The following is a 21,022-nucleotide window of genomic DNA, read 5'->3' as shown; positions in this document are numbered from 1 at the left end:
CACCTCCTTCCAGCAGGTGTCACGCAAGAACCCGCACCGTCCGAACGGAGAGCAACCCGTGCCCAGAACCACCGAAGGGGCCACCACTCCGGCCGCGTCCGCCGCGCAGCCGACGGCCGGCGACCCGCTGCTGCAACTGGAGTACGAGACGCAGCCACCCAGCGGACCGGACGTGATCCGTGGCCTGCAGTGCCCGCACGAGCTGGACCTGCGCGGCATGCCGGTCTACTGCTCCAACTGCCGGGCTCGGCGCGACTGGCTGCTGATCAACCACCGCCAGCACGTCTGGATCCGTTGCCGCTGCGGACACCAGTGGCTGGAGCCCGAGATCACCCGCAAGGACTTCGACGCGATGTCCAGCGACCCGAACTGGACGGCCTACCCCACGCTCCAGCAAGGACAGGTCGCCCTCGGGTTCGACGGCACCTTTGCCGGGATCTACCTGGAGTAGGAATACAGCGAGAGGGGCACCACCGATGGGTGGTGCCCCTCTCGCTGTCCGGGCTGTCAGTGCCCGGCGTCTGCCGGGCCGCCGGGCTGGGGGAGGCTGCCGCTGCGGGACAGCCGGTGGAGGCTGAGCCGGACGACGGCCGGGCGCAGGCCGAGGCTGGCGGCCAAGGCGTGCTGGTCGAGGGTGGCATCCTGCCGCAGTCGGTGGAGGACGAGCTGGTCGGTGCGGACTTCGGCGGCCCGGGCGGCGCGATACGCGGCGAGGGCAGAGCCGCCGAGGACGACCAAGCCGACGGCGCACAGCGGGTAGGAGTGGGAGACGGCCGCGACGATCGCGGTGACGCCACCAACGGCGGCAAGGAGGCCTCAGAAAGTGTCGGGTAATTGATCGACTGCGTGGTGTGATCGCTGGCGGTGGTCGTCGCGGTCTGGGTGTCCGCGATGATCGCCGCCATGTGTGTCTGCGCGTGCAAGCCGTCCTACGAGTCGTCTCTGACGGATGCTCAGTGGGCGGTGATCGAGCCGCTGCTACCGCGGCGCGATCCGCGCAGAGCGGGTCGGCCGTTGAAGTTCCCGCGTCGGCTGGTCGTGGACACGGTGCTGTACGTGCTGGTCAGCGGATGCGCGTGGCGGTTGGTGCCGCCCGATCTGGTGCCGTGGGACGCGGCCTACCGCTGGTTTCGCGCTTGGAGTGCGGACGGGATCTGGGGCCGGGTCCACGACGTGCTGTGCGAGATGGTGCGCGCGGCGGACGGGCGGGATTCGCAGCCCTCGGCGGCGGTGCTGGACTCACAGTCGGCCCGCAGTCACCAGGGCGGGCAGGGGATCGGCTACGACGCGGGCAAGCGGTTCCGGGGTCGCGAGCGGCACCTGCTGGTGGACACCTGCGGGCTCGTTTTGCGGGCGGTGGTGCACTCGGCCTCGGTGCAGGACCGGGCGGGCGCGAAACTGGTCCTCACCGGTGTCCGGGAGCTTTTTCCGCGGGTCGGGCTGGTCTGGGTGGACGGCGGCTACGTGAAGGTGGTCGACGCCGGCCTGGTCGGCTGGGCGGCCGGGCACGAGGGGCTGGAGATCGTGGCGGTGCCGCGCAACGCGGATGTGAAAGGCTTCGGGTGCTGCCCCGCAGGTGGGTGGTGGAGCGGGCATTTGCCTGGCTGGGACGGTGCAGACGGTTGGCGAGGGACTACGAGCGCAAGACCGCGCACGCCGAAGCGATGGTCAAGGTCGCCATGATCCGGCTCATGGCCGCCCGCCTCGCCGGCGAGGAGATCGAACCACGCGGTCCCATCGAGACCGAAGCGGCCCGCCGCCTCGCCGACGACCTCAACGATCAGTAGCCAACTAATTACCCCACACTTTCTGAGCCGAGGGTGTCGTCGGCCTACTGCCAGAGGTCGATCTGCCGGTGGTTGGAGGCGAGGATCGGTGTCCAGCCTTCTTCGAAGATGTCGGCGAGGGCCCGGCCGTCGGATTGGGTGAGGGCGAGCCGTACGGCCGACCAGTCGATGCTTTCGGAGTGGACATGGGGTAGGACGGCGCGGGTGGCGGCGATGCTGGCGCGGGCCATTCCGGGGTCGTCGATCTTGAAGTGCCACTGTTCGACGTCGCTCTCGCGGTGCCAGCACCACTCGGCGATGCCCCGGGCCGCGGCCGACGAGACCGGGTCCGCGACGATCAACGAGTAGGTCCACATTCCGGACCCGGTCCGCCAGGAGGACTCCCCTCCCAGATCCTCGATCGCCGCATCCCCGTTGTCGCTCCGTTAACGGCTGATCGCGTCATTGACGGTGTCCGCCCACGGCAGCAGGACCGGGTCGCGGTGCAGTGCCTTGGCGTTCTCCGGGAGGTGGATACGGGAGGCGTCCAGCAGGCCGGCTTCGGCGAAGACCCGGCGTGCGGCCTCGGCCTTCGCGGCACGGGTGGCGCGCCCGCCGAGGTCGAGGGGTTCGTCGAGCGGGCACAGTGGGGGCAGGCTCTCGCACCAGTCCCAGCCGTCGGTCTGGTCTTCGACGGTGAGGGGGCGCCGGTGGGATCCCAGGTGACGGCGATGTGGAAGTTCGAGCGGGAGAACTCCAGGCAGATGGGGTCCCTGCCGGGCTCTCTTTACCCTCCTCGTCTCCCTCGTACCAGGTCTCGTCCTGGGTCCATCCGGCTTGCCGCAGCGGTGCGGTGAGCCGGGCGAGCAGTTGCGGCCCGAGGGCGTGCAGTGACAGGGGCTGTCCGGTGCGCTGCCCACGGGGACCTCGTCAGGTGGTCGGTCGAGGGAAGGTTCAGGGCTGGCCGGCATGGGTGGTTCGGGCCCGGAGCAACAGCACTCGGACGATCTGGTGCCACCGGCGGGAGTCCTCGCTGTAGGAGTGGTCGTCGGCGTCGGGCTCCCACTTCTCGAGTTGCAAGAGCTGTTCCACCAGCTGCCCGCGCTGGCCGGGGTCGTATCCGCCACGGTCGGGGTCCAGCTGCTGCGCGATCTCGTGGAGCCGGTGGGCTGTGCGGTGGTGGGCGAGCTGGGTGTCCGTCAGGCGGCGGATCGCGTAGCCCCAGCACTTGCTGCACCAGTCGAACTTCGTGCCGCCGAGCAGGTCCGCGACGGTGAGCAGGTCGTCATCTCCGGCGACACCGCGTTCGGGGACGTGGAAGCAGAACGGCGAGTGCCCCTTGCCCTGGCATCGGGGGTCGGCGTTGACCGCGTAGACCTGGACCTGGGCGAGGACCGCCAGCGGGATGCCGCTCCCGCTGCACTTCCAGGTGCCGGTGTCGGGTGCTTCGAACGGTTCGAGGTCCAAGTCCTGGCCGTGGGCGAGGAGTCCCCACCACACCGCGCGGGAAAGGCTGCGCGAGCGCCCGGCCCGGTCGTACCCGGAATCCGGAGTGAGCAGGTCGGGCACGCCGCGGGCCACCGCGAGCAGCCGCAGGTTGAACTCCCGCATTCAGGGCCTGTCCCTGGAAACCAGCCAGGTGGCGCGCTCGACTCCGGCTTCGAGACTGAGTCGCTCGCCGAACAGCGGGTCATCAGGTTCACGCATCCGCTCCCGCCACACAGCGGAGGGCTCCTCGGGACGCTGGCCGATCGCCTCGGACCAGGGCTCGATCAGTGCCGCGGGCAGGTCGGCGGAGCCGACGAGCAGGACACCTCGCCAGCCGCGGGCCGCACGTCGCTCCAACTCCTTGCAGGGCACCACCTCCGTCCCGACGTCGGTGGAGAACACGGTGTACAGCTAGTCCTCGGCACCGGGCGCGGCATTGAGCAGCCGCAGGTGCTCCGCGGCAAGGGGACGGCGCTGATGTACCGGGGTGTTGTCGGAGGCCTCCGGCCCCAGGGGGCTCGCTTCGTCAGCAGCCGTCGGGGCGCCGGGGGCTCGGGCTCGCACCGCACGAACGTGGTACGGGCCACAAGTTGGCCGACGATCAGCCGGGGTGCGCGGACAGTGAGCCTGCGCCGGCCCCAGTCGGCACCGGTCAGGCAGGTGAGCTGGACGCCGATCGTCCAGTGGTCGAGAGACTGCCCAGCAGCCCCCGCTCGCGCTGCTGCGAGTAGGGGTCCCCATCCGGAGGTTCCTGCCGGTGCGCGGTCAGCGCCACCGTCACATCCGGGTCAGACGCGCGGACGACCCGGCGTGCCTCCTCCCCCCAGCTGAATGGTCGTGGAGTCCACACCGATCAGCGACAGGTCCAGCGCTGGGCACGACCGCACCTGCGACCGCTTCCCGGACGGTCCGGGCAGCGAAGAATCTCGTCATGGATCTCGGCGACGCCGGTGCGATCACGCATCGGTTTGTGGGCCCGAGTCCGCAGCTGGTGCGGAGGGCAGGTCGCGCCGACGGACGAGGGGACCGACGAGGAGGATGCCGCACGCCGCCACCAGCATGGCTGCGGTCGTCCAGAGGGTGGCGCGCAGGCCGATCAACGTGCCCAGGGTGCCGCCCAGCAGCCCTCCCAGCGGGATGCTGCTGTGGTTGATCGTCATGGCGAAGGTGATCATGCGGCTGAGCATCTCGGGCGGGGCGTAGGTCTGACGGAAACTCGCGAAGACCACGTTCCCCGCGACCACGCCCGCGACCAGGACCGTGGATCCCAGGGCAAAGAGGGCGACACCGGGTCCCGGGAAGGCAAGGGGGATCAAGAACGCGAAAGGGGTCGCGGCCAGTTGCACCGCTACCGCGCCGCGCGCGGTACCGAGGCGGCGGCACAGCGGGCGGGCAGCAGCCGCACCCAGGACGCCGCCGATCGCGCCCACGGCGGCCAGTGGGCCCACCAGGCCGGCTCCGACGTGCAGTTCGCGGACGAGGTAGAGCACCACGATGGACTGGTAGGCGGTCAGGGCGAGGTTCGCGGTGGCGCCGAAGGCCGTGATCACACGAAGGTACGGGTCCTGGATGATGAACCGGAACCCGTCCCCGATGTCGCCGAGGAGGCTACGGGCCCCGGGTACGGAGCCGTCTGCACCGTATGTGGAGGACTGACCGCCGGCTCGGGGATCAGAAGGCCGGTGCCGACGAATGAGGAGCAGGGTGACCGCGGAGACGACGAACGTCACGGCGTTGGCCAGCAGGCCCGAAACCGCCCCGAACGCCTGAGCGGCCAGGCCGCCCGCGCCGGGGCCGGCGACCTGGGCGATGGAGGCACTGCCCTGGAGTTTGGCGTTGGCCTCGATGAGGTCACGAGAAGGGACGAGCTCGGGCAGGTAGACCTGGTACGCGGCGCTGAAGAAGACCGAGGCGATGCCGGACAGCACGGCGACCACCATCAGGTGCGCCAGGGTCAGGGCATGCAGCCACGCCGCGACGGGAACCGTGGCGAACAACCCCGCCATGGCCACGTCGCACATGACCATCAGGGGCCGCCGGGGCACCCTCCCCACCCACACTCCCGCGGGCAGGCCCAGCACCAGCCACGGCAGCCAGATCGCAGCCGTCAGGAGACCGACCGTCAGGGGTCCGGCATCGAGCTCGACGACGGCCACCAGGGGCAGGGCGACAGTCGTGATGCTGCTGCCGGCCTTACTGATCGTCTGCCCCGCCCACAGGAGGCGGAAGCTCCGGTCCGCCAGCAGCCCCCAGCGGGATCCGGCAGCGGCTCCGGCCGAACGGTCCGCGCGCGCCTCGGCGTCGGATCCGCGGTTCGGCTCGTTGACGCGCGTGGTCATGGCATGGCCGGCACGGCGTGGCCGAAGACCAGTACCGGCTCGCGCACCTGCCCGTCGTCCGGGACCGGTCGGGCCGACCAGGATTCGAGCAAGGCGACCAGTTGCGCGCCGAGTTCGCGCGCTTCGGACGGCGTGAGCCGCAGCCAGGCCTCAGTGGAGACCGAACAGCCGTCCCGCCACTCCTGCGGATAGTTCGAGCGACGGCCGGACCACGTACGAACGCACTCCGTCTGACGGTCGAGCATGAGCGATCCGGCCGCGTCGGCGATCGCCTCGGCCGCCGGACTGGCTTCGAAGTCGGCCCGCGCCCAACGGACTTCGGAGGAGGTGAGGCGCCACCAGCGTTCACGTCGGTCCCGCGCGAGCTCGGGCACCTGCTCGATGAGGAGGGATTCGGCCAGAACTCGCATGTGGTGACTGACATTGCCGACGGCCTCACCGCTGCGTTCCGCGAGTAGCCCCACGGTCGCGGGGCCGTCCACCTTCAGGAGGTCCAGGAGCCGACGACGGAGCGGGTGGGTCAGCGCGGCCAGGACGCGCGTGTCGGAGACTTGGCGTACGAGGTTGTCTGCCATGCGAAGAACATAGAGGAACGATTGCACAACGTCAATCGCACAATAACTCTTGTCCTTTGATCGGCGGGGGTGGGCCGCCGACCGGCCGACGGGCCCGACCCGCACGACGGGCCCGGTCCGGACGACGGCGGCGCCGACGGGCGGCGCCTCACTCGCCCGGAGGCCGGGGGTGGCACGACCGGCCCGGCAGTCTGCGCTTCAGGGCGCGGGCGTCACGGACCACGGGGCGCCGCTCCCCGGAGCACCGCACCGGGGGGATGGGGAAGGACTCATTCTTCAAGATCTCCTGATGGAGGTCCTGAAGCTCTTTTCCCGGCTCGATCCCGAGCTCGGCAACAAACTGCCTGCGAATCCTCCGGTAGACCTCGAGCGCGGCCGACCTCCGACCGCTTCCGTGCAGCGCGGCCATGAGCTGGGCCTGCAGGCGCTCACGCATCGGGAACTCCGCCGTCAGACCCATGAGCTCGTCTATGAGATGCGCATGCCGGTTTAGTTCCAGGTCATATGCGATACGCTCCTCGGCCACGACGACCCGACGCTCGTTCAACCGCGAGGAGAAAGATTGCACCAGGCTGCTGTCTACGTCCGCGAGCGCCTGGCCACGCCATAACGCGAGGGCCTTTCCCAAGAGGTCCGACGCCTCCCAGGGGCGCCCGCTCCCTCCGGCGGCCTGCGCGCGCCGCACCAGATTCTCGAACACGTACAAGTCGAGCTGGTCCTCACCCGCTCGCACGCGGTACCCGGGAGCCGAAGTCTCGATGAGAAGAGGCGCACCCACGGCGTCAAACGACCTGCGCAGCATCGAAATGCAGAAGTGGATCTGGGTCCGGGCCGTCGAGGGGGGCCAGTCACCCCAGACCGCCTCCACCAGGCGGTCATACGATATGGGTTGGTTGGCCTCCAGTAGGAGAACCGACAGGACGATTTTCTGGCGGGGCGGCGTGATGGGCACCGTCCCGCCCTCAGAGGCGATCTCAAGCGGACCGAGCAAGCCGAACCTGAGCACTGTTCCCCCACACCTGTAGGCAGAGAAGCCGGGAGTGGGCGACTTCAGCCCAACCCGCAGTCATGGCGCCACCGGAAACCCCTACAGGGAGGGCAGTACGGCACCCGGGGAAATGCCGCCAAGACCAAGCCCCCCCTCCATGAAATGGCACAATGAAATAAAGCACCATTCGCGCTTTTGGCGCAGAATTCAATGCTAGGCGAGGAACCGATGGTGTGCAACCGGACTTGGCATTCCGATTACTTTGACCAGATAGACGTCAAATCGACCGTAATGGGCGAGGAGCCGGAGGGCCGTCCGGGCGGCAGCAGCATATCGATCATGGAATCCCGACCGGCACGGCTCAACGGTGCGAGGTGGATGCCCCCGCTGCCGCGAGGGCCCCGGCCGCACGCCGCACGGTCGGGTTGCGGAACAGCATGACCAGGGTCAACGGAAGGCCGCGCTCCTGTGCGTCGGCCACGATGCCGATGGCCAGGATCGACGTGCCGCCGAGCGCGGAGAAGTCCTCGTCGGGGTCGACCTGCTCGACGCCGAGGTTCGACCGCCAGATCTCCGTGAGCACGGGTTCGATGTCGCCCGGTCCTGCGGTGGCGTCGGGGGAACCGCCCGCCCCGCCCTGTCCTCCGGCGCCGGCCACGAGGGACGGGGTGGACGCCGCAAGGGCCCGGCGGTCGACCTTCCCCGACTGAGTCAGCGGCAACTTGCCGCACACTTCGTAACCGCTCGGGTTCATGTACGCGGGCAGCTTCCCCGCCGCGTGCGCGGCGAGCGAGGACAGGAGTTCGCGGGTTCGGGCCGGCCGGGAGCCCTCCCCTGGCCGGGGCTCCGCAGGGACGACGTAGGCGATCAGGCGTTCGTGCGGACCGCCACGATCCGCGACGACAGCAGCAGCGTCACGGACTTCCGGATGCCCTCGCAGGACGTGGTCGATCTCGTTCAGCTCGACGCGGTGCCCACGGAGCTTCACCTGCTCGTCGAGGCGCCCGGCGAACACGAGGCGCCCGAACTCGTCGAGGACCCCCTTGTCGCCGGTCGCGTACATCCGGGCGCCCGGAACTCCGGCGGCCGGGTCCGGGATGAACCGTTCGGCGGTGAGTCCGGGCCGGTGGAGGTAGCCCCGGGCGACCGGTGCGCCCCCGAGGTAGATCTGTCCGGTCCCGCCCGCGGGGACGGGGCGCAGCTCGTCGTCCAGCAGCCGGATTCGAGCGCCTTCGATCGGCAGGCCGATCGGAACCCTCTCCGCGTCGGCGGGCACCCGGCCCATCGGCTGCGCGGAGACCATGGTGGTCGCCTCGGTCGGGCCGTACGCGTTGACCATGAGTCGCGGTGCTCCGCCGGGGCCGGGCACCCGGTCGGTGAAGGTTCGCGAGCGGGCCGCGGAGAGCACGTCCCCGCCGACGATCAGCTGGCGGACCCCGTCCAGGGCCTCGGGGCGGCGCTCGATCAACGGATGGAACAGCGGAGGGGTGAGCACCAGCGTGGTGACCCGTTTCTCGGCGAGAACCTTCGGAAGCTCGTCGATCGCGCCGTATGAGGGCGCGGCCACGACGAGTCGGCCTCCGTGGGCCAGCGCACCCCATATCTCCAGGGCCGAGGGGTCGAAGGCGAGCGGGGACAGTTGGAGGACGGTCTCGCGGGCGGAGAAGCGGACGTACCGCTGGGCGGTGGAGACCAGGTTGGCGACATTGGCGTGGCTGACCACCACGCCCTTGGGAAGGCCCGTGCTGCCGGAGGTGTAGATGACGTACGCGGCGTTGGCCGGGTGCACGGCGGGCAGCGCCGGTACGGCACCCCGCTCTGCGGACGGGGAGCCGACCGGCAGGACGGTCACGTCCTCCGCCAGGTCCCCCGGCGGGAGGCCCTCGCCGGCGACCACGAGCCGCACCCGTGCGTCGCGCGCCATGAACCGCAGTCGGTCGACCGGGTGGGCGGGCGGCAGCGAGACGAACGCCGCCCCGGAGAGCAGCACTCCGAGCATCGCGACGACGGCCTCGGCGGAGCGGTCGAGGTGGAGGCCGATGACGTCCTCGCTCCGGGCCCCGGCGCGGTGCAGCCGGGCGGCTACGTCCTCGGCCCATCGCAGGACCTGACCGTAGGTCAGGACGTATCGCGCGTCCTCGATGGCCACCCGGTCGGGCGCGGACGCCGCGTGGGCGGCGAAGCGCTCATGGACGAGGAAGGCGGTGGTCGACTGGTCGGTAGGTGTCATCGTCGGCCCCTTCAGGCTCCGGTGCGCCCGGACAGGCGCACCGGAAGGCTGTGGTACCCGGACAGGAAGTTGGAGTAGATGCGCTTCGGCTCGCCCGCGAGCGTGATGTCGTCGACCTGCTCGACCAGTGCCTCCAGGAGGGCGGTGAGCTCGATCTTGGCGAGACCCACGCCGAGGCAGTAGTGCGGTCCGTGGGCGAAGGACAGGTGGCGGTTGGGCGTGCGGCCGAGATCGAGCCGGTCCGGCTCGGTGAACTGGGCCTCGTCGAAGTTCGCCGAGCTGTTCCAGACCACCACGAGGTCGCCGGCCGCGATCCGTCGGCCCTCCAGGAAGGTGTCGCGGGTCGCGGTGCGTCCCCCGTGCATGGCCGGCGTGGTCCACCGGAGCAGTTCGTCGACGGCCGTCCCGACCGTCACCTCGCCCTCGCGCAGGCGACGCCACGCGGCCGGGTCGGCGGCGAACTCGCGCACCGCTCCGATCATGGTGAGCCGGGTGGTCTCGTCGCCGCCGAGCAGCAGGCTGTAGCAGTTGAACAAGAGCTCCTCCATCGTCAGTCGCAACGGGGGCCCGGTCATGTGGAGGAGGCTGCCGAGGACGGTGTCCTTCGACGAAGCGGTCCGACGGCCTCGGACGAGTTGCGCGAAGAACAGCAGGATCTCGCTGCGGGCGAGTTTGGCGTCCTCGTCGTCCGCTCCGGGGGCGTCCGCAGCCAGTGCCCTGCTCGCGTGGCCGTAGACGAAGTCGCGCCGTTCCTCCGGGACTTCGAGGAGGTCGCAGATCGCCGCGAGGGGGATCCGGGCGGCCACCTCGGAAGCGAAGTCGCAGGTCTCCGCCGCGACCGCCCGCCCGACCAGCGACCGAACGGCGGCCGTGGTGCGTTCCCGGATCGGGGCGAGTGCCGTGTGGGAGAAGGAGCGCAGCAGCTCCCGGCGGATCTCCTGGTGGCGCGGGCCATCGGACACCGCGAGCATCAACCCGCCCGCGGAGTCACCGCCGTCGAGCAGGGTGGCGAGGACATTGCCCCGCCGGGAGGTGAACCTGTCGCCGTCCCGGTACACTTCGGTGGCGGCGCGGTGCGTGCTGACCACCCAGAAGCCCCCCGGCGCCTCGCCCAGCGGGTGCCACGCGACGGGTGCCTCGCGGCGGAGCGCGCGCCAGAACGGGCGGAGATCGTGTTCCGCGTGCTGCACCGGGTCGCTGAGATCGATGTCGTGCCCCAGCCGTGCGGTGGTGGGCTTCATGGCGGACTCCCTGTGTTGTGCCGTCACCCGGCATCGGCGGACCGGTCCACCGCGTCGACGATCAGTCGCACGAGTGGTTCCGGGGACTCTGTCAGGTACATGTGGCCGCCCGGGAATTCGGCGGACCGCAGCGGGTGCGTGCTGGCGCGGCTCCACTGCCCGGTCTCGGCGGCGCTGACCACCTCGTCTTCGCGACCGCGTACGGTCAGGACGGGAGCGGGGAGCGGAAGGTCCGAGGAGGGCACGTAGCCCTCGTGCATCTCCGCGTCCGCCCGCAGCACCGGCAGCATCATCGCCCGGAAGTCCGGGTCCTCCAGGGCGGGCGGGTGGTAGCCGGCGAACCGGCGCAGGCTGCGCAGGAACTCCTCGTCTGTCAACCCGGACACCCGGTCGGCTCTGGTGTTCCACGGACCATGGGACCCGCTGGCCACCAACAGGGCGATCCGCACACCGGCCCGGGACACCAGTGCGTGGGCCAGCTCGTAGGCGAGCACCGCGCCCATGCTGTGGCCGAAGAGGGCGGCCTCATCACGACCGTCCAGCCGGGCCAGGACGTCCGGGAGGGCCGCGTCGACCGCCTTCCCGACCTCGCGGTACGGCTCCTCGTCGATGCGGTCCTCCCGGCCAGCGAGTTGCACCGGCACGACGTCGAGCGCGCCGTCGGACAACGGCGCCCAGAGCCGGTAGACGGAGGCTCCCGCACCGGCGAAAGGAAGGCAGATCAGGGGCATGGGACGCATGCGCGCTCCACTCTCTCGTGTTCGGCGTCCGGCCCAAGTCTGCTGGTTCCCAGGCGTGTTCACCTCTTTCATCGAAAGGGCTGTCGGTATCCCGACAACCGGGCAGGGCCTTCTTGACAGCGGTGCCGACCGAGGGGCCCAGGGCCTTGCCGGCCGGCCTTCGACCACGCCGGGTCCCGTTGGCGGTCCTGATAGTGAAACGAAAGCCGACTGGTATCGCACAACAGGAGGCTCTCCATCAAGCCGATCCGGGGCCCGTACGGGATCCGTGCGGGATCCACTGCTTCCGAGTACTCACCGAGCCCGCGCGCATCCCGCGTCCGTTCCGTGCACCAGAGGAAGGTGACCGTGTCCGCCGCACCCGCTGCCGCCACCGGCTCCCACGTGGCCATCATCGATCCCGAGCCCGAGGTCCGCGAGCGGCTGGCGCGGGCGGGGGCGGCGGTCGGCTTCACGGTCGCCTTCCCTCCCGACCCTGCGGAGTGGGCCGCACGGCACGACGGGGTCGTCCTGCTCACCATCGAGGCCCCCTCCGAACTGGGCGGCCTGGAAAGCCTCTTCGAGGCGAATCCCAGGCTCGTCGTCGTGGCCCTGCTCTCCGGGATGGCCACCGACCTCGGCCCCGCCGCGCTGCGGCGCGGGGCCAACGTCGTGCTGGACCGCTCCAGCGATCCGCACGACGTGCTCATCGCAGCGCACCTGGCCCGGCGCGGCACGGCCCTGTTGCCCGCCCGGGTCCTCTACGAGTTGGTCGGGCCGGCGCCGACGGGGCCGGACGGGCACGCGATCACGCTCGACGACTCCGAGCGGACCCTCCTGCAGGACCTGGCGGACGGGGCCACCGTCCAGCGTATGGCGCGCCGCCGCCACCAGGCGACCCGCACGGTGGAGCGCCACCTGCGCCGGCTCTACCTGCGCATCGGCGCCGACAGCCGCGCGCAGGCCGTAGCCAAGGCGACCCGGCTGGGACTGGTGAGAGTCAGCTGACCGCCGCGCCGGGCCGGTGCCTCCCGGGACCCGCCGACCGATCCCGCCCGGCCCGCCGCACCCACTCCGGCAGAACCGACAGAACCGAGGAGAGCACGTCATGAACGATGCGCACACCTACACCACCGTGGTCAACGACGAGGAGCAGTACTCCGTCTGGCCGCTGCACCTCCCGCTGCCGGGTGGCTGGCGCGCCGTCGGCGCCCCCGGCACCAAGGAGGCGTGCCTGGCGTACGTCGAACACGTGTGGACCGACATGCGGCCGGCCAGCCTGCGGGCCGCCATGGCCGCGGACGGAGCCCGGTGAAACCCCCTGCGGACGCCGCCCCCGGGGACCGGCCGTCAACAGGTCGGACCGCTCCGGAGCGCGGCTGGGGTGAGGGGCAGCACCTGCTGCTCCACCAACTGGTCGAGCAGCAGGCGGCGGTGGCACCCGACCGCCCCGCGGTCACCGTGGGCGACCGGTGCCTGTCCTACCGCGAGCTCGACCAGGCTGCCGACCGCCTCGCGCACCGGCTGGCGGCCGACGGGGTCTCGGTGGAGACGCCCGTCGCGGTGGTGACCCACCGTTCCCCCGAGTCCTTCGTCGCCCTGCTCGCGGTACTCAAGGCCGGCGGGACGTACGTACCGGTGGATCCCGACTACCCCGCCGACCGCATTGCACAGCTGTTGTCGGACGCCAGGGCACCCCTTGTCCTCACCCAGGCCGTCCTGATGGGGGAGTTGCCTCCCTCCGCGGCGCGGATCCTCACCCTGGACGGGTGGGACGAGGACGTCGTGGGGCCGTCCCTGCCCCGGCCGGACGTGGGGACCCGGCCGGACAACCTGGCGTACGTCATCTACACCTCCGGCTCGACCGGCCGTCCCAAGGGCGTGATGACCACGCACCGCGGTGTCGTCAATTCGACCGTGGCGCGCAAGGGCGTCTACCCAGAGGACCCGGACCGCTACCTGATGCTCTCCTCGCTGGCCTTCGACAGCTCCGTCGCCGGCATCTTCTGGACCCTGGGCTGCGGCGGCCACCTGCTGGTTCCGCCAGCCGCAACGCAGGGCGACCCCACCCGGCTCGCCCGCTACGTCGCCGAGCACCGGATATCGCACCTGCTGTGCGTGCCCTCGCTGTACCAGTTGCTGGTGCGCGGCGATCCCGACCTGTTGGGGAGCCTGCGGCTGTGCGTACTGGCCGGCGAGGAGTGGCCGGGTGACCTGCACGAGCGGCACCGCCGGACCCTGCCGCAGGCGCTGCTGTCCAACGAGTACGGCGCCACCGAGGTATCGGTGTGGTCGACCGGCTGGATCTGCCCTTCCGGACCGCTGTCCGGACCGCCGAACGTCGGGACCCCCATCCGGGACTCGACGATGTACGTCCTCGACGACGACCTGCGCCCGGTCACCGGAGACGCCGTCGGCGAAGCGTACCTGGGCGGTGTCGGGGTGGGGCGCGGTTACCTGGACCGGCCGGCGCTGACCGCGCGGGCCTACCTGCCGGATCCGTTCTCCCCGGTGCCCGGTGCCCGGATGTACCGCACCGGTGATCTGGTGCGGCCGCTGCCCGGAGGCGGCGCGCAGTTCCTCGGACGGGTCGACGACCAGGCCAAGATCCGGGGTCACCGGGTCGAACTCGGCGAGATCCGTTCGAGGCTGTGCTCCGAGCCGGACATCGCCGACGCGATCGTGGTGACCACGGCCGGGGACGGGATCGGCGGTGCGGCGAAGTTGACGGCGTACGTAGTCGGCGAGGAACACGGCGCGCTCGATCCGGTGGAGATCCGTGCCCGGCTGGCCCGGACGCTGCCGGGCTACATGCTGCCCCACGCGGTGGTCGTCCTGGCCGAACTCCCGCTGACTCCGAACGGCAAGGTCGACCGCGGGGCCCTGCCCCCTCCGGAGCCGGCCGGGCGGCCACCGTACGCCGCGCCCGCGAACCGCGAGGAGGCGGCGATCGCCGACGCGTTCGCCGAGGTCCTGAACGTCGCACGGGTGGGGCGTCGGGACAACTTCCTAGAACTGGGCGGCGACTCGCTGAGTGCGATGTCGGTCGTGGCGAGACTCCGCGCGCTGGGGATGCCGGTGAGTGCCCAGAGCGTGCTGACGAGCCCGACGGTGCGGGACCTGGCGCTGGCCCGGTCCGCCGGAGGGGCCGGGTCCGCCACCGCCCCGAAGCCGAATCCGTACCCGGACCCGACCGTGGTTCCGGAAGACATCAACCGCCTACTCGATGGGACCAGGTGACCTGTGACCGCTTCCTCCACCCCGGGCGTCGTGGGTGTCCACCCGCTGTCCCCGGCCCAAGCCGGCATGCTGTTCCACCGCCTGCACGACGAACGCGCCGGGGTCTACCTGGAGCAGGACCGCTACCGGCTGACCGGACCGCTGGACGCGGCGGCCTTCCGCGCGGCCTGGCAAGCGGTCGCCGACCGCCACGAGGCACTGCGGACTGCGGTGCTCTGGGAAGGACTGGAACAGCCGCTCGCAGTGGTCCGTGACCGGATCACGGTTCCCTGGGAGGAGGTCGACCTGACGGGGCTTCCCGGTGCGGAGCAGCGTCGGCGCATCGAGGAGTTGCTGGGCACCCGGCGGAGCCCGGGCCTCGACCTGGCCACCGAGCCACCCCTCTCGATCGTCCTGGTACGCCTCGGCGAGGACCTGCACGAACTGCTGTGGACCAGCCAGCACATCGTGCTCGACGGCTGGAGCGCCACCGTGGTGCTGCACGAGGTGTTCGCGCTGTACCGGGCCGCTCGTGAGGGCCGGACCGCCGAGCTCCCCGAACCGGTGCCGCACTCCCGCTACCTCGCCTGGCTGCGGTCACGCGACGAGGCCGGGCAGGAGCGCTTCTGGCGGGACCGGCTGAGCGGCTTCGAGGCCCCGACGGTGCTGCGCCTACCCACCCCCGCACCGACCGCCCCGCCGGGACGGCCGATCCGGCTGCCGTTCACGCTCAGCGCGGAATCGACCGTGTGGCTGCGGGAGTTGACCCGCCGTAGCCGGATCACCCTGACCACGGTCGTGGAGGCCGCGTGGGCCTTGACTCTGTCGGCGTTCAGCGGAGAGCAGGACGTGGTGTTCGGCGCGGTGCGCAGCGGCCGGTTGCTGGACCTGCCCGAGGCGGACGCCGTGGTGGGCATGCTCGTGAACACGGTGCCGGTCCGGGTGACGGTCGACCCGGTCGCGCCGGTCGGCCCCTGGCTGGCCGGGCTGCACCGCACGTTGACCGAGCAGCGCGGCCACGAGCACGCCTCCCTCTCCGACATCCAGGGGTGGAGTGCCGTGCCGCGGCCCAAGCCGCTGTTCGACTCACTGATCACGGTGCAGGCACTGCCCGTTCTCGACGCCGCGGAGCTGCCGGCCGGGCTGCGGTGCGAGCCGGTCGAGGCCCTCGTGGACTCCGGCTACGGCATCGCCGTGGTCGTCACCCCGGGCGAGGCGCTCGCCGGTGAGTTGGTGTGCCGTCCGGAGAGCATCGACGCGGAGAGCGCCGCCTCCTTGGCCTCCACCCTCACCCGGTTCCTGCACGGCATCGCGACCCGCCCCGAGGCCGTGGTCGGAACACTGGACCTGGTGGACGAGGCGGACCGCGCGCGGTTGACGGAGGCGTTCGCTCCCGGCCCGGACCACCCGGGCGACCGGCCCGGCCGGGTCTTGGAGCTGATCGCCGAACAGGTGCGCAGCCGACCGGACGCCCCCGCGGTGCTGTGGGGTGAGGACGGCAGGCTCGACTACGGGCGGCTGGACGCGCTGGCCGACGCGTGGGCGGCCGAGTTGACGGCCCGCGGCGTCGGCCCGGAGAGCCCGGTGGGCGTCTGCTTCGGCCGTGGCCCCGAGCTCGTCGTGGCGATGCTGGCGGTGCTCCGCGCAGGCGGCTGCTACGTGCCCGTGGACCCCGAACACCCGCAGCGCCGACGGGCCGACACGTTCGCCGCCACCGGGGTGCGGCTGCTGCTGACGTCGGAGACCCTCGTGCCGCGTTTCGCGGATCAGGGCGGACCGGACGTGCTGGCCGTGACCCTGGTCCCGCCGGCCGCCGACGGAGCACCCCGGCGGCCGCGGCCGACGGACCCGGAGGCGCTGGCCTACGTCGTCTACACGTCCGGGTCCACGGGCGCGCCCAAGGGCGTCGGCATCCCGCACCGTGCGCTGGACTGGTTCGTCGGGACCACCGACTACGCCGGAATCGGTCCGGGCGACGTGGTCGGCATGGCGTCCAGCCCTTCGTTCGACGCCCTCACCTTCGAAGTGTGGACGGCGCTCGCTCACGGCGCGGTGCTCCGGGTGATCCCGCACGACCTGCTCTTCGCGCCAGCGGCCCTGGGTGAACGGCTGGCCGACTGGGGCGTCGACGTGATGTACATGACGGCGGCGCTGGTGGAGGAACTGGCCCGGCACGCCCCGGCCTTCGCGACCGGGCTGCGGGTGCTGCTGTTCGGCGGCCAGGCCGCGGACCCGGCCGCGGTGGCGCGAGTCGGCGCGGCCTCCGCGCCCTGCACGCTGCTCCAGGTGTACGGTCCCACCGAGACCACCGTGTGGTCCTCCGTGCAGCGGATCGACCCCGGTATGCCGGACTTCGTCCCGCTGGGGCGGCCGATCGCGCGGACCACCGAGTACCTGCTCGACGCCGAACTGCGCCCGGTCCCCCCGGGCATGCCCGGCGAACTGTACATCGGTGGCGAGGGCGTGGCCCGCGGCTACCACGGTCGGGCGGCGCTCACCGCCGAGCGGTTCCTGCCCGACCCCTTCACCGCCGGCCGGATGTACCGCACCGGGGACCTGGCGCGGCTGCGGGCCGACGGGCGGCTGGAGTTCCTGTGGCGGGCTGACGAGCAGGTCAAGATCCGCGGCTTCAGGGTGGAGCCCGGCGAGATCGCGGCGATGCTGCGCGAACACCCGGACATCGACGCGGCGGCGGTGGCGGTGCGGCAGGACGCGCAGCGCGGCGCGGTCCTGGTCGGCTACGTCGTCACGTCTGCCGGCGCACCGGTGGACGTGGCCGGTTGGCGGCGGTTCGCGGCCTCCCGCCTGCCCGCCTACATGCTGCCGGCGACGTACGTCGTCCTGGACGCCTTGCCGCTTTCGGTGACCGGCAAGGTCGACCGCGGCCGACTCCCCGCACCGGAGGAGCGCGGCCTCCCCGAGACCGCGGTCGGCGCGGCGCCCGGGTCGGCGCTGGAACTCTCGATCGCCGAGCTGTGGGCGCGGGTCCTCGGGTTGCCCGGAGTGGGCGTCGACGAGGACTTCTTCCAACTGGGCGGGCACAGCCTGGTGGCGGTGCGCGTGGTCGCCGCCCTGGCCCGTGAGCTCCGGCTCTCCGCCAAGGTCCGCGACCTGTTCGACGCGCCGACCGTGCGCCGGTTCGCGGCCGTGGCACGGCCGGTGGAGGCCGACGTCGAACTCCGCGTCCCGGCGGCCCCGGCCGGCCCGGTGCCGCTGTCCAGCGGGCAGCGGCGGATGTGGATGCTGCCCCAGGTCACCCCGGGCAGCGCCGAGTACAACTCGCCGACGCTGCTGCGCCTGCGGGGCCCCCTGGACACCCGGGCCCTGGAAGCGGCGCTGGCCGACGTGGTGGAGCGGCACGTCGCCCTGCGGGTACGGATCGGCATGACCGAGGACGGTCCGGTCCAGCGTCCCGACCCAGCGCCCCCGACTCCGCTGGTCGTGCACGACCTGACCGTGCTGCCGTCCCAGGAACGCGAGGATGCGGCGCACGCGCTGGTGCTGGCCGAGGCCGCGGTCGGGTTCGACCTGGAGCGCGATCCCTTCCTGCGCCGTGTGTGCGTCCGTCTGGCCGACGACGACCACCTGCTGCTCCTCACGGTCCACCACATCGCCTTCGACGCGGTCTCAGAACGGATCATCGCCGCCGATCTCGCCGACCGCTACGGGCGGAGGCGGGCCGGCACGGTGGGCCCGGTGGAGCCGCCGGCGGTGTCCTACCTCGACTACGCGGCCTGGGAGCACGGCCGCCGGGCCGCCGGCCGCTACGCAGGCGAGGAGGAGTACTGGGCGTCGGTGTTGCGGGACCTTCCGCTCGTCGAGCTGCCCACCGACCGGACGCGGCCGCCAGTGCGCTCCGGCGCGGGCGACACCCACGAGTTCACCGTGCCGCCCGCCTCGGTCGAGGCGCTGGCATCGCTCGGCTCCGCCCACGGCGCGTCCGCCTTCATGGCCTTCCTGGCCGCCTTCGGGGTGCTGGTCGGGCAGCACTCCGGTCAGGAGGAGGTGGCCGTGGGCTCACCGACGGACCTGCGCGACCACCCGGACCTCGCCGACGTGGTCGGATTCATGGTCAACACCCTGGTGCTGCGGATCGACCTCAGCGGGGACCCCACCTTCGAAGAGGTCCTGCGCCGGGTCAGGGACGTCACACTGGACGCGCACACCCACCGGCACGCGCCCTTCGACGCGGTCGTGGAAGCGGTGAACCCGGAGCGCGACGCCAGCCGGACACCGCTCTTCGATGTGCTGTTCCAGCTCTCGCCCGATCCGGCGACGGTCTGGGAGCTGCCCGGCGTCGACGTGGCGCCGGTCCACCTGCCCCGCCTGGCAAGCAACTTCGACCTGGACATGGAACTGGTGGCCGCGCCCGACGGCGGGCTGGCCGGCCGGGTCCTCTACAACACCGAGCTCTTCACCCCGGCCACGATCGGCCGCCTCGCCGACCGGTTCGTCGCACTCGTCGAACGGCTGGGCGCACAGCCGCTGACCCGGATCGGCGCCCTCGACCTCCTGCACGACGCGGACCGGCGAGCGCTCACCGCCCTCACCGGCGCCGCGGACCCGGGGACCGGCGGGGCGTGCGCACGCCTGGACGAGCTGGTCGCCGGACACGCCCGGCACGCCCCCGACACGCCAGCCCTCGCGCACGGCGGCACCGCGCTGAGCTACCGCGAGCTCGACCGGCGCGCGAACCTCCTCGCCGCGACCCTGTGCGAACGCGGTGTCGGACGCGGGGACGTGGTCGGCCTGTGGGCCGAACGCCGCCTGGGGACCGTGGTGGGGATCCTCGCCACGCTCCGTGTCGGGGCGGCCTACCTCCCCCTGGACCCCACCGATCCGGCGGAACGCGTCGCCTTCCTGCTGCGTGACCGCGGTTGCGCCGCTGTGCTGACCCACGGTCGGGCCGACCACTTGCCGGAGGAGTTCCGGGCGATGGCCCTCGACCTCGAACCGGCCGGGGAAGCGGTACCGGGGCCGGGGCCCGTACGGACGTCCCCCACGGATCTCGCGTACGTCATCTACACCTCGGGTTCGACCGGGCGGCCGAAGGCGGTCGGGATCGAGCACGCGAGCGTGTCGCACTACGCCCGGGTGACGGCCCTGGCGTACCGGCTCACCGACCGGGACCGGGTGCTCCAGATGTCCTCGTTCGGCTTCGATGCCTTCGTCTCGGAGCTGTGGACGACGCTGACCGCGGGCGCGACGCTCGTCCTCCCCGAGGACCCCAGGATGTCGCCCGGCGAGTTCCTCGCCTGTGTCGCGTCCACGGGCACCACCGTCGTCGACCTGCCGACGGCGTTCTGGCACCTGCTGTGCGCGTGGCTCGCCAACGAGCCGAGCCCGCGGTTCCCCGACAGCCTGCGGCTGGTGGTCATCGGCGGCGAACAGGCCAACAACGCGCACCTGGAGCAGTGGCGGGCCTCCGTCCCGTCCCGGGTGCGGTTGATCAACTCCTACGGGCCGACCGAGGCGACCTGCGTGGTCACCCACGCGGACCTGGCGGACGGGGAACCCCTCGACGCGCGGACCCGGGCCGTCCCGGTCGGACGGCCCCTGTCCGGTACCCGCGCCTACGTCCTGGATGCCCGCCTGCGCCCCGTACCACCCGGCGTGACCGGAACGCTGCACGTGGCGGGGCCCCAGGTCGCCCGGGGGTACCTGGGCGCCCCGGCGGCGACCGCCGCGGTCTTCCTCCCCGACCCCTGGGGGCCTCCTGGCACTCGCATGTACGCGACCGGTGACACCGCCCGGCTGGGGACGGACGGACGGCTGCAGCTGCTCGGCCGCTCGGACAACCAGGTCAAGGTGCGCGGGTACCGGGTGGAGCTCGACGAGGTGGAGAGCGCCCTGGCGGCCTTCCCCGGACTGGGGGCCGCGGCCGCCGCCGTCCACGAGCACCCGGAGGCTGGCCCGATGCTGGTCGGTTACGTCGTGCCCTCCGGGGCGGACCGGCCGGACCCGGCCGGGATCCGGGCGTTCCTCCGGAACCGGCTGCCCAGGCACGCCGTCCCGGACGCGATCACGGTGCTCGACCGGTTGCCGCTCAGTCGGACCGGCAAAGTCGACCGGCGCTCCCTACCGGTGCCGGGTGCCGTACCGGCCTGGCCCGCCAGCACCGACCCGACCCCCCTGACCGAGGCCGAACGAGCCGTCGCGGAAGTCTGGCTGAGCGTCCTGCCGGTGGACCGGGTCTCCCCCGGTGACCGGTTCTTCGACCTGGGCGGCCACTCCTTGGCGCTGGCCCGGATCGGTGCCCGGATGCGCAGCGACTTCCAGCTGGACATCCCGCTGACCGCCCTCTACGAGCGGCCCACGCTCGCCGAACAGGCCGCATTCGTCGAGTCCTTGATCGAGGCCGAGATCGCCGGGATGTCCGACGCCGAGATCCGCGACTCCCTCGCGGCCCACGCCCCTGCCTCCGAGGGCGATCCGTCCTCCGTCTGAAAGGACCGTC

Annotated in this window: 16 protein-coding genes and 2 pseudogenes; 9 read left to right on the top strand and 9 right to left on the bottom strand. The window is 71.9% G+C overall.

The annotated features are described in order from the left end of the window. The first annotated feature begins 58 nt into the window (after window positions 1-58). The 5 genes and pseudogenes from ACZ3J7_RS26295 to ACZ3J7_RS26275 all read left to right on the top strand — a co-directional run bounded on the left by ACZ3J7_RS26295 (window position 59) and on the right by ACZ3J7_RS26275 (window position 1,787). Window positions 59-451 carry a hypothetical protein gene (locus tag ACZ3J7_RS26295; RefSeq protein ID WP_465625341.1) on the top strand — a complete coding sequence of 131 codons (393 nt, stop codon included), beginning with the start codon at window positions 59-61 and terminating at the stop codon, window positions 449-451. A gap of 32 nt (window positions 452-483) precedes the next feature. Beyond that, window positions 484-834: a hypothetical protein gene (locus tag ACZ3J7_RS26290; protein ID WP_465625339.1), complete on the top strand. Its 351-nt coding sequence runs from the start codon at window positions 484-486 to the stop codon at window positions 832-834. A 57-nt stretch (window positions 835-891) separates the two neighbouring features. Beyond that, a pseudogene (locus ACZ3J7_RS26285) lies at window positions 892-1,491 on the top strand (IS5 family transposase); the annotation flags it as partial. A gap of 71 nt (window positions 1,492-1,562) precedes the next feature. Then, window positions 1,563-1,631 (top strand): annotated as a pseudogene (locus tag ACZ3J7_RS26280) (hypothetical protein); the annotation flags it as partial. Between the two features lie 33 nt (window positions 1,632-1,664). Continuing rightward, the gene (locus ACZ3J7_RS26275) at window positions 1,665-1,787 is read left to right on the top strand and encodes a hypothetical protein (protein WP_465625508.1); all 123 of its coding nucleotides are present in this window, start codon (window positions 1,665-1,667) and stop codon (window positions 1,785-1,787) included. A 44-nt stretch (window positions 1,788-1,831) separates the two neighbouring features. Here ACZ3J7_RS26275 and ACZ3J7_RS26270 read toward each other — a convergent pair whose 3' ends face one another. The 9 genes from ACZ3J7_RS26270 to ACZ3J7_RS26230 all read right to left on the bottom strand — a co-directional run bounded on the left by ACZ3J7_RS26270 (window position 1,832) and on the right by ACZ3J7_RS26230 (window position 11,367). Next, window positions 1,832-2,143, bottom strand: a complete 312-nt coding sequence (locus tag ACZ3J7_RS26270; protein WP_465625337.1) for a hypothetical protein — start codon at window positions 2,141-2,143, stop codon at window positions 1,832-1,834. A 577-nt stretch (window positions 2,144-2,720) separates the two neighbouring features. Further along, window positions 2,721-3,377: a hypothetical protein gene (locus ACZ3J7_RS26265; protein WP_465625335.1), complete on the bottom strand. Its 657-nt coding sequence runs from the start codon at window positions 3,375-3,377 to the stop codon at window positions 2,721-2,723. After that, window positions 3,378-3,656 carry a hypothetical protein gene (locus ACZ3J7_RS26260; RefSeq protein WP_465625334.1) on the bottom strand — a complete coding sequence of 93 codons (279 nt, stop codon included), beginning with the start codon at window positions 3,654-3,656 and terminating at the stop codon, window positions 3,378-3,380. It abuts the gene before it with no gap. A gap of 554 nt (window positions 3,657-4,210) precedes the next feature. After that, window positions 4,211-5,593, bottom strand: coding sequence for an MFS transporter (locus ACZ3J7_RS26255; RefSeq protein WP_465625332.1), 1,383 nt, complete (start codon window positions 5,591-5,593; stop codon window positions 4,211-4,213). Next, window positions 5,590-6,168 carry a helix-turn-helix domain-containing protein gene (locus ACZ3J7_RS26250; RefSeq protein ID WP_465625330.1) on the bottom strand — a complete coding sequence of 193 codons (579 nt, stop codon included), beginning with the start codon at window positions 6,166-6,168 and terminating at the stop codon, window positions 5,590-5,592. Before ACZ3J7_RS26250 ends, ACZ3J7_RS26255 begins: the two co-directional genes overlap by 4 nt. A gap of 148 nt (window positions 6,169-6,316) precedes the next feature. Further along, window positions 6,317-7,174, bottom strand: coding sequence for an AfsR/SARP family transcriptional regulator (locus ACZ3J7_RS26245; RefSeq protein WP_465625328.1), 858 nt, complete (start codon window positions 7,172-7,174; stop codon window positions 6,317-6,319). Window positions 7,175-7,517: 343 nt separating this feature from the next. Beyond that, window positions 7,518-9,386: a non-ribosomal peptide synthetase gene (locus ACZ3J7_RS26240; RefSeq protein ID WP_465625326.1), complete on the bottom strand. Its 1,869-nt coding sequence runs from the start codon at window positions 9,384-9,386 to the stop codon at window positions 7,518-7,520. 11 nt (window positions 9,387-9,397) lie between these two features. Further along, entirely contained in the window at window positions 9,398-10,627 is a 1,230-nt protein-coding gene (locus tag ACZ3J7_RS26235; RefSeq protein WP_465625324.1) for a cytochrome P450, read from the bottom strand. 23 nt (window positions 10,628-10,650) lie between these two features. Then, window positions 10,651-11,367, bottom strand: coding sequence for a thioesterase II family protein (locus ACZ3J7_RS26230; protein WP_465625322.1), 717 nt, complete (start codon window positions 11,365-11,367; stop codon window positions 10,651-10,653). Between the two features lie 348 nt (window positions 11,368-11,715). Between ACZ3J7_RS26230 and ACZ3J7_RS26225 the strand changes: the two genes are divergently transcribed. The 4 genes from ACZ3J7_RS26225 (at window position 11,716) to ACZ3J7_RS26210 (ending at window position 21,012) form a co-directional block, all read left to right on the top strand. After that, entirely contained in the window at window positions 11,716-12,354 is a 639-nt protein-coding gene (locus ACZ3J7_RS26225) for a response regulator transcription factor (RefSeq protein WP_465625320.1), read from the top strand. Window positions 12,355-12,454: 100 nt separating this feature from the next. Further along, window positions 12,455-12,661 (top strand): MbtH family protein, encoded by a 207-nt coding sequence (locus ACZ3J7_RS26220; RefSeq protein ID WP_465625318.1) that lies wholly within the window; start codon window positions 12,455-12,457, stop codon window positions 12,659-12,661. Then, complete coding sequence (locus tag ACZ3J7_RS26215; protein ID WP_465625316.1) at window positions 12,658-14,586, top strand: non-ribosomal peptide synthetase; 1,929 nt, start codon at window positions 12,658-12,660, stop codon at window positions 14,584-14,586. The genes ACZ3J7_RS26220 and ACZ3J7_RS26215 overlap by 4 nt, the downstream gene beginning before the upstream one ends. Before the next feature lie 3 nt (window positions 14,587-14,589). Next, window positions 14,590-21,012 carry an amino acid adenylation domain-containing protein gene (locus ACZ3J7_RS26210; RefSeq protein WP_465625314.1) on the top strand — a complete coding sequence of 2,141 codons (6,423 nt, stop codon included), beginning with the start codon at window positions 14,590-14,592 and terminating at the stop codon, window positions 21,010-21,012. The last annotated feature ends 10 nt before the right edge of the window (window positions 21,013-21,022 follow it).

Source organism: Kitasatospora sp. NPDC015121 (assembly GCF_055562955.1).
Note: the sequence above shows the minus strand (reverse complement) of the source record. Positions and strands in the feature narration are given on the sequence as shown.